This is a genomic window from Variovorax beijingensis, assembly GCF_003951285.1.
In the GTDB taxonomy this organism is placed as follows: domain Bacteria; phylum Pseudomonadota; class Gammaproteobacteria; order Burkholderiales; family Burkholderiaceae_C; genus Variovorax; species Variovorax beijingensis.
This window is the reverse complement of record NZ_RXFQ01000009.1, coordinates 25556-42258: the sequence shown is the minus strand read 5'-3', so window position 1 is coordinate 42258 and position 16703 is coordinate 25556. Positions and strand designations below refer to the sequence as shown.

The 16703-nt window shown below is 64.0% G+C and carries 17 protein-coding genes; 10 read left to right on the top strand and 7 right to left on the bottom strand.

The annotated features are described in order from the left end of the window. Positions 1-26 precede the first annotated feature (26 nt). Positions 27-1208: a GNAT family N-acetyltransferase gene (locus tag EJO66_RS17050; RefSeq protein ID WP_124957767.1), complete on the bottom strand. Its 1182-nt coding sequence runs from the start codon at positions 1206-1208 to the stop codon at positions 27-29. A gap of 19 nt (positions 1209-1227) precedes the next feature. Here EJO66_RS17050 and EJO66_RS17045 point away from each other — a divergent pair, with 19 nt between their 5' ends. Beyond that, on the top strand, positions 1228-2922 hold the full coding sequence (locus tag EJO66_RS17045; protein WP_124957768.1) for an NAD+ synthase: 1695 nt from the start codon (positions 1228-1230) through the stop codon (positions 2920-2922). Further along, on the top strand, positions 2919-3257 hold the full coding sequence (locus EJO66_RS17040) for a P-II family nitrogen regulator (RefSeq protein WP_012747471.1): 339 nt from the start codon (positions 2919-2921) through the stop codon (positions 3255-3257). Before EJO66_RS17045 ends, EJO66_RS17040 begins: the two co-directional genes overlap by 4 nt. A 26-nt stretch (positions 3258-3283) precedes the next feature. On the opposite strand, the gene EJO66_RS17035 is transcribed toward EJO66_RS17040, so the two are convergent. From EJO66_RS17035 to EJO66_RS17010, 6 genes are read right to left on the bottom strand one after another with little or no spacing between them, the layout of a single operon-like run. Next, a complete protein-coding gene (locus EJO66_RS17035; protein WP_125965675.1) occupies positions 3284-3874 on the bottom strand; it encodes an LOG family protein in 591 nt (196 codons plus the stop codon). Between the two features lie 31 nt (positions 3875-3905). Continuing rightward, on the bottom strand, positions 3906-4313 hold the full coding sequence (locus tag EJO66_RS17030) for a diacylglycerol kinase (protein WP_124957770.1): 408 nt from the start codon (positions 4311-4313) through the stop codon (positions 3906-3908). Continuing rightward, positions 4310-4876: an RDD family protein gene (locus EJO66_RS17025; protein ID WP_124957771.1), complete on the bottom strand. Its 567-nt coding sequence runs from the start codon at positions 4874-4876 to the stop codon at positions 4310-4312. The genes EJO66_RS17030 and EJO66_RS17025 overlap by 4 nt, the downstream gene beginning before the upstream one ends. Positions 4877-4890: 14 nt before the next feature. After that, positions 4891-5742 carry a DUF3106 domain-containing protein gene (locus tag EJO66_RS17020; protein WP_240648594.1) on the bottom strand — a complete coding sequence of 284 codons (852 nt, stop codon included), beginning with the start codon at positions 5740-5742 and terminating at the stop codon, positions 4891-4893. Positions 5743-5792: 50 nt separating this feature from the next. Then, on the bottom strand, positions 5793-6215 hold the full coding sequence (locus EJO66_RS17015) for a DUF3619 family protein (RefSeq protein WP_124957773.1): 423 nt from the start codon (positions 6213-6215) through the stop codon (positions 5793-5795). Then, a complete protein-coding gene (locus EJO66_RS17010; RefSeq protein ID WP_047783529.1) occupies positions 6212-6778 on the bottom strand; it encodes an RNA polymerase sigma factor in 567 nt (188 codons plus the stop codon). The genes EJO66_RS17015 and EJO66_RS17010 overlap by 4 nt, the downstream gene beginning before the upstream one ends. A 284-nt stretch (positions 6779-7062) precedes the next feature. On the opposite strand from EJO66_RS17010, the gene EJO66_RS17005 reads away from it, so the two are divergent. The 8 genes from EJO66_RS17005 to EJO66_RS16970 all read left to right on the top strand — a co-directional run bounded on the left by EJO66_RS17005 (position 7063) and on the right by EJO66_RS16970 (position 16657). Continuing rightward, entirely contained in the window at positions 7063-8847 is a 1785-nt protein-coding gene (locus tag EJO66_RS17005; protein ID WP_124957774.1) for an acetolactate synthase 3 catalytic subunit, read from the top strand. 135 nt (positions 8848-8982) lie between these two features. Then, complete coding sequence (gene ilvN, locus EJO66_RS17000; protein ID WP_012747479.1) at positions 8983-9474, top strand: acetolactate synthase small subunit; 492 nt, start codon at positions 8983-8985, stop codon at positions 9472-9474. A gap of 55 nt (positions 9475-9529) precedes the next feature. Further along, positions 9530-9802 (top strand): DUF4282 domain-containing protein, encoded by a 273-nt coding sequence (locus EJO66_RS16995; RefSeq protein WP_021007105.1) that lies wholly within the window; start codon positions 9530-9532, stop codon positions 9800-9802. 53 nt (positions 9803-9855) lie between these two features. Then, positions 9856-10872, top strand: coding sequence for a ketol-acid reductoisomerase (ilvC, locus tag EJO66_RS16990; protein ID WP_093019123.1), 1017 nt, complete (start codon positions 9856-9858; stop codon positions 10870-10872). A 184-nt stretch (positions 10873-11056) separates the two neighbouring features. Continuing rightward, positions 11057-11881 (top strand): CDP-diacylglycerol--serine O-phosphatidyltransferase, encoded by an 825-nt coding sequence (pssA, locus tag EJO66_RS16985; protein ID WP_021007106.1) that lies wholly within the window; start codon positions 11057-11059, stop codon positions 11879-11881. Between the two features lie 184 nt (positions 11882-12065). Beyond that, positions 12066-13769 (top strand): 2-isopropylmalate synthase, encoded by a 1704-nt coding sequence (gene leuA, locus EJO66_RS16980; protein WP_125965673.1) that lies wholly within the window; start codon positions 12066-12068, stop codon positions 13767-13769. Between the two features lie 52 nt (positions 13770-13821). Continuing rightward, a complete protein-coding gene (locus EJO66_RS16975) occupies positions 13822-15360 on the top strand; it encodes a 2-isopropylmalate synthase (protein WP_125965672.1) in 1539 nt (512 codons plus the stop codon). Positions 15361-15475: 115 nt separating this feature from the next. Next, positions 15476-16657, top strand: coding sequence for a serine hydrolase (locus EJO66_RS16970; RefSeq protein WP_124957777.1), 1182 nt, complete (start codon positions 15476-15478; stop codon positions 16655-16657). Positions 16658-16703: the final 46 nt, after the last annotated feature.

The following is a 16703-nucleotide window of genomic DNA, read 5'->3' as shown; positions in this document are numbered from 1 at the left end:
GCGAACCGACCGCAATCCGCCGCGCCTCAGCCGGCCTTGAACGGACTGCGTTCACCCAGGTGGTCCATGTAGTTCTCGATGCCTTCGCCCTCGCGCTCGAGGAAGCGCTCGACCGCGTCGGCGAAGCCGGGGTGCGCGAGCCAGTGGGCGCTGGTGGTCTTTACCGGCATCAGTGCGCGCGCCATCTTGTGCTCGCCCTGGGCGCCGCCTTCGAAGCGGCTGGCGCCGTGCGCAATGCACCAGGCCAGGGGCTGGTAGTAGCAGGCCTCGAAATGCAGGCAGTCGACGCGCTCCACGGCACCCCAGTAGCGGCCGTAAGCCACCAGTGCGCCGTCCCCATGGGTGGACAGCGCGATCAGGCTCGTGGCAATCGGCTGACCCTCGCGTTCGGCGACGAACAGCAGCCAGGCTTCGGGCATGGTGTCGGCCATGCGCTGGAAGAAGTCGCGCGAAAGGTAGGGTGGGTTGCCATGCTCGCGATAGGTGCGTGCATAGCAGCGGTAGAAGAAATCCCAGTCCGATCGGGCGATGCCTGCGCCGCGCGACCAGCGAAAGGTCACGCCGGCCTCGGCCACCTTGCGGCGCTCCTGGCGGATCTTCTTGCGCTTGTCGTGGGACAGGCTGGCGAGAAAGGATTCGAAGTCCGCGTAGCCGGTTGCTTCGCCCGATTCCCCCGGAGCGGCATTCGTCCAGTGGAACTGCACCGTGTTGCGCAGCATCAGGCCCGCTTCGGTGCAGGCGGCAATGTCGGCGTCCGCGCCGAACAGCAGATGCATCGACGAGAGTTCTTCCTTCTCGCACCAGGCCACCAATGCCTGCACCAGCAGCGTGCGGTCTTGCGGATCGCGGGCCAGCAGGCGTGCGCCGGGCACCGGCGTGAACGGCACGGCCACCACCGCCTTGGGATAGTAGGCAAGCCCGTGCTGTTCGTAGGCATTGGCCCAGGCCCAGTCGAAGACATACTCGCCATAGGAATGGGTCTTGATGTAGGCCGGGCAGGCCGCCCGCAGCTCCTCGCCCCGCCACAGGGTAATGAACTGCGGCATCCAGCCGCTTTCGGGCGAAGCACTGCCGCTGTCGTGCAGCGCCGAAAGATATTCATGGCGCATGAAGGGCGAGGGCTGCGCCTCGGCCGCGAGGAGGGCGTTCCATGCTTTCGGGTCCAGGTCCGACAGCGACGCCATCACCCGAATGACATAATCGTTCAAGCCTTTTTCTTCCTTCCGTATGACGCTCAAGCTCGCCATCGCTCAACTCAATTTTGTGGTGGGCGACCTCGCCGGCAACGCGAAAAAAATCGTCGATGCCGCGCGCCAGGCCCACGCCCAAGGTGCGCGTGTTCTGCTGACGCCCGAACTCTCGATCGCCGGCTATGCGGCAGAGGATCTTTTCCTGCGTCCCGCCTTCACCGAAGCTTGCGATGATGCCGTGAAAGGCATTGCCGCCGCGCTGGCCGATCTCAAAGACATGGTCGTGGTGGTGGGGCATCCGACGGGCGGCAGCCTGCGCAGCCGCTCCGTGGCGGTGCAGATGCGCTACAACGCCGCCAGCGTCATCAAGGAAGGCCGTATCCTCGAAACCTACGCCAAGCGCGAGCTGCCGAACTACCAGGTGTTCGACGAGCGCCGCTATTTCACGCCGGGGCAGGGCAGCTGCGTGTTCGAGGCCGGCGGTGTCTCGGTGGGCGTGCTGATCTGCGAAGACGCCTGGTTCGACGAGCCGGCCGAACTGGCCCGCGCGGCGGGCGCCGAAGTGCTGGCCGTCATCAACGCCTCGCCGTATCACGTCGGCAAGGAAGGCGAGCGCGTGGCGCGGATGGCCGACCGCGCCCGCACCGTGGGCCTGCCGCTGGTCTACGCGCACCTGGTGGGCGGGCAGGACGAAGTGGTCTTCGACGGCGCCTCCTTTGCGCTGCAGGCCGACGGCGAGCTGGCCATGCAGGCCGAGAGTTTCAAGGAGAGCCTGGTCTTCATGCAGCTGGAGCGCTCGCCCCAGGGCATGGATGTTGTGGCGGCACCTTCGGCCATCGCTGCGCCGCGCGAAGCCGAAGCCCAGCTGTGGGATGCACTGGTACTGGGCGTGCAGGACTACATCGGCAAGAACGGCTTTCCAGGCGCCATCCTGGGGCTCTCGGGCGGCATCGACTCCGCATTGGTGCTGGCCATCGCGGTCGATGCACTCGGCAAGGACAAGGTGCGCGCCGTCATGATGCCTTCGCCCTACACCGCCGACATCAGCTGGATCGACGCGCGCGAAATGGCTACCCGCCTGGGCGTGCGTTACGACGAAATCTCGATCAAGCACACCTTCGAGTCGTTCAAGGGCGCACTCGCTGACGAGTTCAAGGGCCTGCCCGAGGACACGGCCGAGGAGAACATCCAGGCCCGCATCCGCGGCACGCTGCTGATGGCGCTGTCGAACAAGTTCGGCTCGATCGTTCTCACCACCGGCAACAAGAGCGAGATGGCCACTGGCTACTGCACGCTCTATGGCGACATGGCGGGCGGCTTCGCGGTCATCAAGGACCTGCTGAAGACCACCGTGTTCGCGCTGGCCCGCTGGCGCAACGCCCACGACCCGTACGGCACCGGCGCCTCGCCGATTCCCGACCGCATCATCACGCGGCCCCCGAGCGCCGAGTTGCGGCCCGACCAAACCGACCAGGACAGCCTGCCGCCCTACGACATCCTCGACGGCATCCTGGCACGCTACATGCAGGACGACGAGGGCATCGACGAGATCATCGCCGCCGGCTACGAGCGCGCGGTGGTCGAGCGGGTTGCGCGACTCATCAAGATCAACGAATACAAGCGGCGCCAGGCGCCTGTGGGCATTCGGGTGACCCATCGAAGCTTCGGCAAGGATTGGCGTTACCCTATCACCAGCAAGTTCAACGAAACCGCCGGAGCGCAAAAACCATGAAGCAGATCACCGCCATCGTCAAACCCTTCAAGCTCGAGGACGTACGCGAAGCCCTGGCTGAGGTGGGCGTTACCGGCCTCACAGTGACCGAGGTCAAGGGCTTCGGGCGCCAGAAGGGGCATACCGAGCTCTATCGTGGTGCGGAATACGTGGTCGACTTCCTGCCGAAGATGAAGGTCGAAGTGGTCGTCAACGAAGGCGACGTGGAGCGCTGCATCGAAGCCATCGTCAATTCCGCACGCACCGGCAAGATCGGCGACGGAAAGATCTTCGTCACCGGCGTGGAGCGCATCGTGCGCATCCGCACCGGTGAGGAAAACGAGAATGCCGTCTAAAAAAGCCCGTCCTCCGGAAAGGCGCGCTACAGGTTTTCGGCCAGCCGGTCGCCGCGGGGGTGCAGGGGCACTTCGGCGCGCAGCGCGCTGAGCAGTTCGGTGGGGTTGGTGCCGGTGCGGATCAACTCCATCTGCCAATCGCCCATGAAGCCCTCGCGCACGCTGTGCGCCAGGAAGCCCAGCAGGCCGTCGTAGTAGCCGGCGGTATTGAGAATGCCGGTGGGCTTGTCGTGGTAGCCGAGCTGGCGCCAGGTCCAGATCTCGAACAATTCCTCGAAGGTGCCGATGCCGCCCGGCAGCGCGACGAAGGCATCGGCGCGCTCGCCCATCATGGCCTTGCGCTCGTGCATGGTGTCGACCACGTGGAGCTCGTCGCACAGGGGGTTGGCCAGTTCCCGGTCGACCAGCGCCTTGGGAATGATGCCGACCACCCGGCCGCCGGCGTTGCGGGTGGCTTCGGCCACCGTGCCCATCAGGCCGGTGCGTCCACCGCCGTAGACCAGTTGGCCATGGTGCCGGCCGATCCACTGGCCGACAGCTTCTGCGGCCTTGGAAAATTCCACTCGCTCGCCGGGTCGCGAGCCGCAATACACACAGATCGAAAATTCAGGATTCATGCCGCCATCATGCCTCTTGCGGCGGGCGTCTTCATGACGCGAAGTGCTGCCACAGCGCCGCCAGCCAGATGCCCCCGCACAGCGTGAGCGACAGCAGCACGGCGGCGCTTCCCATGTCCTTGGCGCGCTTGGAGAGGTCGTGCCATTCGGGGCCGATGCGGTCGATGGCGGCTTCGACCGCGGTGTTGAGCAGCTCGACGATCATCACGAGGATGGCGCTGCCGGCGAGCAGGGCCACCTCGACCCAGCCGCGGCCGAGCCAGAAGGCCGCCGGGATCATCACGATGGCCATGATGGCTTCCTGGCGGAACGCCGGCTCGCTCCAACCCGCCCGAAGGCCGTGCAGCGAGATCAAGGTGGCATGCCACACGCGCTCCAGGCCCTTGCGGGCCTTTTGCGGGTTCACGGCGGGGTCGGGAAGCTTGGGCAAGGCACTCATCGGCGGCTCATCGGCTTGGAGGTTATGAGCCGCGTACCGGCCCAGGCGTCGTGCCAGAACTGGCGCTCGGGGTGAAAGCGCGCCAGCAATGCCCAGACGGCGACCCATCCGAAGATCAGCACCGTGGATTCTCCGCCCGAAAGCTTGAAAGGCGCGATGGCGGCCAGCGGCGGCAGGAACCAGATCCAGCTGAGCAGGTAGCGCGCGAGCGCGCGGGTCTGGGTGATCGGGCGCCCGTGCGCATCGACGATGCGGATGTTCCAGGTCTTCATGGCCAGTGTCTGACCCCGGGTCCAGAACCAGACGAAATAGACGCCGAACACCACGAACAGGAAGGCCTGGAGCAGGTGCCGGCGTGAATCCATGGCGTCCCGCATCTGGCCGAGCGTGCTGAACAGCCAGCCCGCGACGAACACCACCGCGAACAGCAGCATGCCTTCATACAGCCAGCATGCCATTCGTCGCCACAGGCCGGGCACTATCAGAAGAGGAGCGCTGGAGGGAGTGTCTGCGGGCGATGAGGAGGGATTCGATTCCGAGAATTCGGAAGAATTTGAAGCCATCGAAACCTTGGGAGTCAGGGGGGCGAGGACTGCTCGGCGCCACGGCCTGCAGGATTGGAGGCGGCCGCCGATGATGGCATGGGTACCTGGGCCTCGGCCGGAACTGGCTGCAACGCGGCGGCGGGCGTGTCGGGCAGGGAGGGGGTGGACGTGGCGGACGGGGCACGCTCCGGCGGCGACGTCACCACGATGGCGGCGGCAGGCGCCATGGCTGGCAGGGGCGTTGCAGGCGGGGCCAGCATGATGCGGGGCGTGTGCTGCCCTGCCGGCGTCACGGCCGGCACCGCCACCAGCTTCTGGGCGGGAACAGGGCGCACCGGAATGGCAGCACCGCGCGGCTTGGCGGGGGCGCGCTCCGCCAGCCGGCGCTTTTCTTCCTCGCTCAAGGCCTGGTACTGCTCCCACTTGGCCTTGCGTTCGTCGGCAGGGACGCGCTTCACCTCGGCAAAGTTGAGGCGCGCCTGGGCCCGCTGCTGATTGCTCAGGGCTGTCCATTCGATCATTCGGCTGTGCAGGGTGGTTTGGTCATCGGCCGACATGTTCGCGTAGTTGCGTGACAGTGCCAGCCATTTGCGCTTGTGCCCCGGGTTCAGGGCGTGCCAATGCGACGCGAGCGGCCGCAGCGCCTGCTGCTGCTCCGCGGTGAGTTCGCTCCAGTACGGCTTGGTCGCTGGAGCGGTCTTCGAAGCCGAAGCCGAAGACGCCGAGGCCGAGGCCGTTGCCGCTTGCGCGGCACCCCCGGCGGATTTGAGCGGCGGCTCGGACCGGGGCTGCGCGCCGGCGAGCGTCAGGCCGAACAACGCAGCGGCAAGCGCGCCCGCCCAAATGACTGCGCCCGACGTTGGCGGGCGCAGCAGGCGGGGCATATCGGTGCGGGAAACGGAAGGGCGTCGCATTCGTTTAACAGCGAAATGACTCAGTCGGAGGCGCCATCAGCCTTGAGAAACTGGGCAAAACCAGGGTCGGTGTAGGCGGCAGGGGGAAGATCGTCCGTCAACAGGGCGGAATCGACTTCCGCCAGTTCACTGGCCCGGTCCTCGTCCTGCAGTACGCTGATGGTGATCAGCCCGGCAACCAGTGCGATCAGCGGCACCACCGAACCGATGCGGGTCCACCAGCCGCCACCCATCGTTGCCACATGCCCGGACTGCATGACCACCGAAGCCGAACGCAGCTGGGGCGCCTGCTTGCGCATGGCAACGGCTTGCGCGCGCGCCACCCGCAGCCGCTCGCCGATGTCGTGCGGCAACTCCTGGCTGCCGTCGGACAGCCGCGCAGCCACGCGCCGGCCGAATTGATCCTCGGCAGCAAAAGAAGAGGTTGGAACCTTAGTGTTCATAGCGAAATTCCCTTGGCTTTGAGCGCCTTGCTCAGGGCGTGCACGGCCCGCGAACAATGGGTTTTGACGCTGCCTTCGGAGCAGCCCATTGCAGCGGCCGTCTCCGCCACATCCATTTCTTCCCAGTAACGCATCAGGAAAGCCTCGCGTTGACGACCAGGCAAAGCCGCGATCTGTTCTTCGATCTCGTGGAAGACCTGGGCGCGGCGGGTCGTGTCCTCGGCACTCTCCGTTTCTCTGGAGTCGGTTGGCGAGACGAAGTTCTCCAGCAGATCGAAGTCTCCGTCGTCGCCGGCCGATTCGAAGTCGCCGAGGTTGGAGAACAGGGCGCGGCGGGTTTTCTGCCGCCGGAACCAGTCGAGCGTGCAATTCGAAAGAATGCGCTGGAACAGCATCGGCAACTCTTCCGGTGGCTTGTCGCCGTAGTGCTGCGCCAGCTTCATCATGCTGTCCTGCACGATGTCGAGCGCCGCTTCCTCGTCCCGCACGTGGTAGACCGAGCGCTTGAAAGCGCGCCGTTCGACGCTCTTCAGAAAGTCGGAAAGTTCTTGTTCAGTGGCCAAGCGAGAGGGGGCGCCGGGGGCGCCGCATGGGGAATGGGGGTATCGGAAGCGCTTATGTTTTTCTGCCGCGGATTATGCCCGGGTGCCTTTTCACGGGGATTTTTGCGCGGCGGCAGGCGCATCAATGTCATAATCCGCGCTGCAAGTCAAAAGGCAAACGGGTCACGGTCCGGCGGAACATCAGTCCGCCCATGGCTTTGGCCTCAAGTCCTGGCGCGGCCCCACAAGGGTTGGCAAGGGGCACCCAAGGTTTTTCGTTCCCGAAAAAACTCCAAAGGTTGATCATGGAAATCTCGAAGGCGGAACTCGCTTCCGCAGCAGCCGCGTCCTCTGGCGCCGGCAACCCAACGCAAGAACTCATGGGCGCTGAAGTGCTGGTCAAGGCACTGCAGGCCGAAGGCGTCCAATACATCTGGGGCTACCCCGGCGGCGCGGTTCTGTACATCTACGACGCGTTCTACAAGCAGGACACCATCCAGCACGTGCTGGTACGCCACGAGCAGGCAGCCGTCCACGCGGCCGACGGCTATGCGCGCGCCACCGGCGAGGTCGGCGTGGCGCTGGTCACCTCGGGCCCCGGCCTGACCAATGCGGTCACCGGCATCGCCACGGCGTACATGGACTCGATCCCGATGGTGATCATCTCGGGCCAGGTACCCACCGCCGCCATCGGCCTGGACGCCTTCCAGGAATGCGACACCGTGGGCATCACCCGCCCCATCGTGAAGCACAACTTCCTCGTCAAGGATCCGAAGGACCTGGCCATGACGATGAAAAAGGCCTTCCACATCGCACGCAGCGGCCGCCCCGGCCCGGTGGTGGTGGACGTGCCCAAGGACGTCTCCTTCAAGAAGGTCCAGTACACCGGCTATCCCGACAAGGTCGAGATGCGCTCGTACAACCCGGTGCGCAAGGGCCACGGCGGGCAGATCCGCAAGGCGCTGCAACTGCTGCTGAACGCCAAGCGCCCCTACATCTATACGGGCGGCGGCGTGCTGCTGGGCAACGCCTGCAACGAACTGCGCACGTTGGTCGACATGCTCGGCTACCCGGTCACCAACACGCTGATGGGCCTGGGCGCCTATCCGGCGAGCGACCGCAAGTTCCTGGGCATGCTGGGCATGCACGGCACCATCGAAGCCAACAACGCGATGCAGAACTGCGACGTGCTGCTGGCCGTGGGCGCGCGCTTCGACGACCGCGTGATCGGCAATCCCAAGCACTTCGCGACGAACGAACGCAAGATCATCCACGTCGACATCGATCCGTCGAGCATCTCCAAGCGCGTGAAGGTCGACATCCCGATCGTCGGCGACGTGAAGGACGTGCTCACCGAGTTGATCTCGATGATCCGCGAGAGCACCACCAAGCCCGACGCCGGCGCACTGGCCGATTGGTGGAAGACCATCGAGGCCTGGCGCTCGCGCGACTGCCTCAAGTACGACCGCGGCAACAAGGACGTGATCAAGCCGCAGTACGTGGTCGAAACCCTCTGGAACATGACCAAGGACGCCGACGCGTACATCACGTCGGACGTGGGCCAGCACCAGATGTGGGCCGCGCAGTACTACCGCTTCGACGAGCCGCGCCGCTGGATCAACTCGGGCGGCCTGGGCACCATGGGCGTGGGCATTCCGTACGCAATGGGCATCAAGCTCGCGAAGCCCGATTCGGAAGTGTTCACCATCACCGGCGAAGGCTCGGTGCAGATGTGCATCCAGGAACTGTCGACCTGTCTGCAGTACAACACGCCGATCAAGATCTGCTCGCTCAACAATCGCTACCTGGGCATGGTGCGCCAGTGGCAGGAGATCGAGTACTCCGGCCGCTACAGCCACAGCTACATGGATGCGCTGCCCAACTTCGTGAAGCTGGCCGAGGCCTACGGGCACGTCGGCATGCTGATCGAGCGTCCACAGGACGTGGAGCCGGCGCTGCGCGAAGCACGCAAGCTCAAGGACCGCACGGTGTTCATGGATTTCCGCACCGACCCCACCGAGAACGTGTTCCCGATGGTCAAGGCCGGCATGGGCATCACCGAGATGCTGCTGGGCTCCGAGGATCTCTGATCGATCCCCGGCACATTCGCTTCAATCACTCTTACTGACGAATCTATTGCCCGCCGAGCCCGCGCATTACCGTGCACGGGGGAGGGCGGCGAAAGCGAAAGCTTCCGCGCAGGCGAAAAGAGGAGTCACGCAAACATGAAACACATCATTGCAGTGCTGCTGGAAAACGAGCCGGGAGCTCTTTCCCGCGTGGTGGGCCTGTTCTCGGCCCGCGGCTACAACATCGAATCGCTGACCGTCGCTCCAACCGAGGACGCGAGCCTCTCGCGCATGACCATCGTCACCGCCGGCTCGGACGACGTGATCGAACAGATCACCAAGCACCTCAACCGGCTGATCGAAGTGGTGAAGGTCGTCGACCTGACCGAAGGCGCGTACACGGAGCGCGAACTCATGATGGTGAAGGTGCGCGCGGTCGGCAAGGAGCGCGAGGAAATGATGCGCATGGCCGAGATATTCCGCGGCCGCATCATCGACGTCACGGACAAGAGCTACACCATCGAACTCACCGGCGACCACGGCAAGAACGACGCTTTCCTGGAAGCGATCGACCGTAGCGCTATCCTCGAGACTGTCCGCACCGGTGCCAGCGGCATCGGGCGCGGCGAGCGCATCCTGCGCGTGTAGGGGGTGAAGATCCCCTCAGTTCCACTGTTCTAAACCAACACACGAGGAGAAGGTAATGCAAGACTTGCTGGGCTTCGAGAAGATGGTCACTCCGATCGTCATCCGGATACTGTATTTCCTGGGGTTGCTGGTGGTATTGATTTCCGGTGTGAGCGCGCTTTTCAGCGGCGGCTTCAGAGGCATTCTTACCGGCATCGCCATCTTGATTTTTGGCGCGATCATGGTTCGCGTCTACAGCGAATTGCTGATCCTGCTGTTCCGCATTCACGACAACCTCGTGTCCATCAACCAGCAAATGAAGGACCGGAATCCCTCCGGCCAACTGTGAGTGAACGCATCCCCGCACAGGGGGTGCCAGAGATTAAATAGGAAAGACGCATCATGAAGGTTTACTACGACAAGGACGCCGACCTCAGCCTCATCAAGGGCAAGACGGTCGCAATCATCGGTTACGGCTCGCAAGGCCATGCGCATGCGCAGAACCTGAACGACAGCGGCGTCAAGGTCGTGGTCGGCCTGCGCAAGGGCGGTGCCTCCTGGCCCAAGGTCGAGAAGGCCGGCCTCAAGGTCGCCGAAGTGGCCGACGCCGTGAAGGCCGCCGACGTGGTCATGATCCTGCTGCCCGACGAGCAGATCGCCAATGTCTACAAGAACGACGTGGCGCCGAACATCAAGGAGGGCGCTTCGCTGGTCTTCGCGCACGGCTTCAACGTGCACTACGGCTTCGTGCAGCCGCGAGCCGACCTCGACGTGTGGATGGTCGCTCCCAAGGCCCCCGGCCACACCGTGCGCAGCACCTACACGCAAGGCGGCGGCGTGCCCCACCTCGTGGCCGTGCACCAGGACAAGACCGGCAAGGCGCGTGATCTCGCGCTGAGCTACGCCACCGCCAACGGCGGCGGCAAGGCCGGCATCATCGAGACCAACTTCCGCGAAGAAACCGAAACCGACCTGTTCGGCGAACAAGCGGTTCTGTGCGGCGGCACGGTCGAACTGATCAAGGCCGGTTTCGAAACGCTGGTGGAAGCTGGCTACGCGCCCGAAATGGCGTACTTCGAATGCCTGCACGAACTCAAGCTGATCGTCGACCTGATCTATGAAGGCGGCATCGCCAACATGAACTACTCGATCTCGAACAACGCCGAATACGGCGAGTACGTCACCGGCCCGCGCATCGTGACCGAAGAGACCAAGAAGGTCATGAAGCAAGTGCTCAAGGACATCCAGACCGGCGAATACGCCAAGAGCTTCGTGCTGGAAAACGCTGCCGGCGCTCCCACGCTGATCAGCCGCCGCCGCCTGAACTCCGAGCACCAGATCGAAGTCGTCGGCGAGAAGCTGCGCGCGATGATGCCGTGGATCAAGAAGAACAAGCTGGTCGACCAGACCCGCAACTGATCCGCCAATGAGGCGGGTGCCGCGGCACCCGCTTTCCGAGGGCCACCCGCCGGGGTGGCCTTTTTTCATGAGGGGGCGAACCGGCCCCCTGAACTACACTGCGAACCCATGCGATTTACAGATCAGGAAGCTATCGAATGGATAGCTGTTCGCGCAGTGCCCACGAGGGACGGAGGCAAATTCAATGCATGACGACACGGTTCCCGACGAGGTGCCGCCGCGCAAGCGCCGCAAAGGCATCTACATACTGCCGAACCTGTTCACGCTCGCTGCGCTGTTCGGCGGCTTCTATTCGGTCGTGATGGCGATGAACGCGCGCTTCGATCTGGCGGCGCTCGGCGTCTTTGCCGCAATGATCCTCGACAGCCTGGACGGCCGCGTGGCCCGCATGACCAACACGCAGAGCGCGTTCGGCGAGCAGATGGATTCGCTGTCGGACATGGTGTCGTTCGGTGCCGCTCCTGCGCTCATCGCCTACGAATGGTCGCTCAAGGGCCTGGGCCGCTGGGGCTGGATCGCGGCCTTCGTCTACTGCGCCTGCGCAGCGCTGCGCCTGGCGCGCTTCAACGTCAATACCGGCGTGGTCGACAAGCGCTGGTTCCAGGGGCTGCCGTCTCCGGCGGCGGCGGCGCTCGTGGCCGGCTTCATCTGGCTTATGACCGAGTGGGGCAAGCGGGGTGGCGAGGTGCTGTATCTCTCGTGGACGCAGATCACGTGGATCACCTTCGCGTTCACGCTCTATGCCGGACTTTCGATGGTCACCAATGCGCCGTTCTACAGCTTCAAGGACGTCCAGATGAAGAAGAGCGTGCCTTTCGTGGTGATCGTGCTCATTGCGCTCGGCATCGCGGTCATCAACATCCATCCGCCCACGGTGCTTTTCGGTCTCTTCGTGGCCTATGGCCTGAGCGGCTATGTGGTCTATGCGTGGCGCAAGGCCAAGGGGCAACAGGCGAGTGTGATCAGCACCTCGACCGAAGAGCCCGACGAGCGGGGCTTGCATAACTGAAGCCGGCTTGTGCTACATTCGCAACCCTCATGACCAAGATTTCGCTGCTGGCCCTACTAGCCCTCCCTCACGGGCGGAGACGGTAGCGCACGCGCAAATCCCTCACCACGGCCCGTTCGCACCAGCAACGGGCCGTTTGTCTTTGGGGTTGCTGGTTGATTCCAACCATCACAGAGAAATCGACATGCTGAAGCAACCTCAAGCCAAATACCGTGCATTCGCCCCGATCGGCCTCAAGGACCGCACCTGGCCCGATGCCGTGCTGACCAAGGCCCCGATCTGGCTGTCGACCGACCTGCGCGATGGCAACCAGGCGCTGGTCGAGCCGATGGACATTGCGCGCAAGATGCGCATGTTCGAGACGCTCGTGGCCATCGGCTTCAAGGAAATCGAAGTCGGCTTTCCTTCCGCCTCGCAGATCGAATTCGACTTCGTGCGCAAGCTGATCGAGGAAGACCGCATTCCCGACGACGTGACGATCCAGGTGCTGACGCAGGCGCGCGACCACCTCATTGCCCGCACCTTCGAATCGCTGCAGGGCGCGCCGCGCGCCATCGTCCACCTCTACAACGCGGTAGCCCCAGTGATGCGTCGCGTGGTGCTCGGCATGGACGAAGACCAGATCGTCGAGCTTGCGAGCAGCCATGCACGCATGTTCAACGAATTCGCAGCCACGCAGCCGGGCACGAAGTGGACCTTCCAGTATTCGCCCGAAATGTTCTCCGGCACCGACGTCGTGTTCTCCAAGCGCGTGGTCGACGCGGTGACGGAAGTCTGGGCGCCGACGCCACAGCGCAAGTGCATCGTCAACCTGCCCACCACGGTCGAGCATTCCACGCCGAACATCTTTGCCGACATGATCGAGTGGATGCACCGCAACCTCGCGCGCCGCGATTCGATCGTGCTGTGCGTGCACCCGCACAACGACCGTGGCACCGGCACGGCGGCCGGCGAACTGGCGCTCATGGCGGGCGCCGAGCGCATCGAGGGCTGCCTGTTCGGCAACGGCGAGCGCACCGGCAATCTCGACCTCGTGAACGTCGCGCTCAACCTCTACACCCAGGGCGTTTCGCCCGAACTCGATTTCTCGAACATCGACGAGATCCGCGCGACGGTCGAGCACTGCAATCAGATTCCGGTGCATCCGCGCCACCCGTATGTGGGCGATCTCGTCTACACCTCGTTCTCGGGCTCGCACCAGGATGCGATCAAGAAGGCCTTCGCGGCACGCAAGGATGGCGATATCTGGGACATGCCCTACCTGCCGATCGACCCGAAGGACGTGGGCCGTAGCTACGAGGCCGTGATCCGCGTCAACAGCCAGTCGGGCAAGGGCGGCATGGCCTACCTGCTCGAGAGCGAATACGGCCTCGAGATGCCGCGCCGCCTGCAGATGGAATTCATGCAGGCCGTGCAGCGCGTGATGGATGTCGCCGGCAAGGAACTCACCGCCGCTGACCTCTGGGAGCTGTTCGTGCGCGAATACGGCCTCGAGGCCGCGCATTCTTTGCAGCACCGCGTGATCGAGGAAGAAGGCGAGGGCGCCAGCGCCTCGGTGGTGCTGCGCGGCGACCTGCCCTGGGACGGCGAGATCCGCGCCATCGAAGGCCGCGGCAACGGGCCGATCGACGCCTTCACACAAGCACTGAGCAAGGCCACCGGCCATACCGTGCGCGTGATGGACTACCACCAGCACGCCATCGGCGCGGGCGCCGATGCCAAGTCGGTGGCGTACCTCGAACTGCGCGTGGACGAGGCCCAGACGCTGTTCGGCGTGGGCATCGACGCGAACGTGATCTCAGCTTCGCTGAAGGCCATTGTCTCGGGTGTGCAGCGCGCGCGGACCCGCGGCGCGCACAGCGCACAATCGGTGGCTGAGCTCGCCTGACGCCGTCCCCCGCCGTACGCGCAAGGTGCCAACGAACCCAAGGAGATCCACGATGACCGACCAACTCATTATTTTCGACACCACCTTGCGCGACGGCGAGCAGTCGCCCGGCGCCTCGATGACGCGCGACGAGAAGATGCGCATCGCCAAGCAGCTCGAGCGGCTCAAGGTCGATGTCATCGAAGCGGGCTTTCCAGCCAGTTCGAACGGCGACTTCGAAGCCGTCAAGGCCATTGCCGACATCATCAAGGAGTCGACGGTGTGCGGCCTGTCGCGCGCCAACGACCGCGACATCTCGCGTGCGGCCGAGGCGCTCAAGGGCGCGGCGCGCGGGCGTATCCACACCTTCATCGCGACCTCGCCGCTTCACATGGAAAAGAAGCTGCGCATGTCGCCCGACGAAGTGCACGAGCAGGCGAAGCTCGCCGTGCGCTTTGCGCGCAACCTCGTGTCCGACGTGGAGTTCAGCCCCGAGGATGGCTACCGCAGCGACCCGGACTTTCTCTGCCGCGTGCTGGAAACGGTCATCAACGAGGGCGCCACCACCATCAACGTGCCCGACACCGTCGGCTACGCCATTCCCGAGCTCTACGGCAACTTCATCAAGATGCTGCGCGAGCGCGTGCCCAACAGCGACAAGGCGATCTGGTCGGTGCATTGCCACAACGACCTCGGCATGGCGGTGGCCAACTCGCTGGCTGGCGTGAAGATCGGCGGCGCGCGCCAGGTGGAGTGCACGATCAACGGCCTGGGCGAGCGTGCGGGCAACTGCTCGCTCGAGGAAGTGGTGATGGCGGTCAAGACGCGCAGGGACTACTTCGGCCTCGACCTCAACATCGACACACGGCACATCGTGGCCGCGAGCCGCATGGTGAGCCAGACCACCGGCTTCGTGGTGCAGCCCAACAAGGCGGTGGTGGGTGCCAACGCCTTCGCGCATGCCTCGGGCATTCACCAGGACGGCGTGCTCAAGGCCCGCGACACCTACGAGATCATGCGGGCCGAGGACGTGGGCTGGGCCGCCAACAAGATCGTGCTGGGCAAGCTCAGCGGCCGCAATGCATTCAAGCAGCGGCTGCAGGAACTGGGCGTGACCATGGGCAGCGAGGCCGACATCAACACGGCTTTCATGCACTTCAAGGAACTGGCTGACCGCAAGTCCGAAATTTTCGACGAGGACATCCTCGCGCTCGTCAGCGCTGAAGAACATTCGAACGTTGACGAGCAGTTTGCTTTTGTCTCACTCTCGCAGCACAGTGAAACCGGCGAACGTCCCCAGGCCAAGGTCGTTTTCACCGTCCAGGGCAAGGAAGTCACCGGTGAATCCGATGGCAATGGCCCGGTTGATGCTTCCCTCAAGGCCATCGAAGCGCACGTCAGGAGCGGTGCGGAGATGGTGCTTTACTCTGTCAACGCGATAAGTGGCTCGACAGAAAGCCAAGGAGAAGTTACAGTTCGGTTACAAAATGCGGGGCGGGTGGTCAATGGTGTCGGGGCAGATCCAGACATCGTGGTTGCGTCGGCAAAGGCTTATTTGAGTGCGCTCAACAAGTTACAGAGCCAAGCTGAGAAAGTGGCGGCACAAGGTTAAGTGGCAGGCGATTCTTGTTATTCGATTGAAGAACAGGACGCAAGTAACTGATATTGCGTGCCTTTTTTGATTTGGATACACTGCGGTTCTCATTTTCGCCGCTGGAGATTTATTAATGCCTGAAACCCGCTCCCGCCGAGTTTCCAGCCAGCGGTTCTTGCCCGCAGTCAAATTCGTCGCCGTCGCGCTCTGCGCCACGGCGTTTTTGCTGTCCGGTGCACAGGCCGCCAAGAAGGAAAAAACAACTGCAGCCAAGACCTCCGTGGCCAAGAAGGCCGGAGGGCCGGTGCCGGTGGAAGTCAAACGTTCCGCCAAGGCGCCGCGTGGCGGCAAGGCCGATCGAAGCGAGAAGGCCGTTCGTGGCGGCCGCAACGTGGTGGCCTCCATTCGCAAGAAGAACGGCAAGACCGTGGTTGCCGTGCAACGCCGTTCGGTGGTTCGCGTCGAAACCCCTGCGCGCCAGTCCTTCGGGCAACTGGCCGGCCTGCACGGAACCGACGACCTGCTCGACCTGAAGTCGAGCGTCGCGCTCGTGATCGACCAGGACACGCACGAAGTGCTGTTCAGCAAGAACGATCATGCGGTGCTCCCGATTGCATCGCTCACCAAGCTGATGACTGGCCTGCTGATCAGCGAAGCGCATCTTCCGAATGACGAGCTGATCACCATCACCCAGGATGATGTCGACACCGAAAAGGGCAGCCGTTCGCGCCTGACGGTCGGCACCACGCTGTCGCGCGGCGAGCTCCTGCACCTTGCCCTGATGTCGAGCGAAAACCGCGCGGCGCATGCGCTGGGCCGCACCTATCCCGGTGGCCTTGCAACCTTCGTGAGCATCATGAACGCCAAGGCGAAGATGCTGGGCATGAAGGACACGCGCTACGTGGAGCCCACCGGCCTGTCGAGCCGCAACCAGTCGAGCGCGCAGGACCTGGCGCTGCTCGTCAACGCCGCCTATTCCGACGCCACGGTGCGCTCGCTGTCGACCTCGCCTGAATACCAGGTCGAGGTGGGCAACCGCGTGCTGCAGTTCAACACAACCAACCGTCTTGTGAAGAGCCCGGATTGGGAAATCGGCGTGCAGAAGACGGGCTACATCTCCGAAGCCGGCCAATGCCTCGTGATGCAGGCCAAGGTGGCGGGGCGCAAGCTGATCATGGTGTTCCTGGATTCGGCCGGCAAGTTCAGCCGAATTGCCGATGCGGAACGTGTCCGCCGCTGGGTCGAGGCCACGCACGCCTCGACGGGCTCGCCGGCTGCATCGCGCAGCACTGCGGCCTACCAGGTCGCCGGCTGATCGAACCCGCCGCCCTGAAAAAGGGCGGCATGTCGAGAACCGCGGC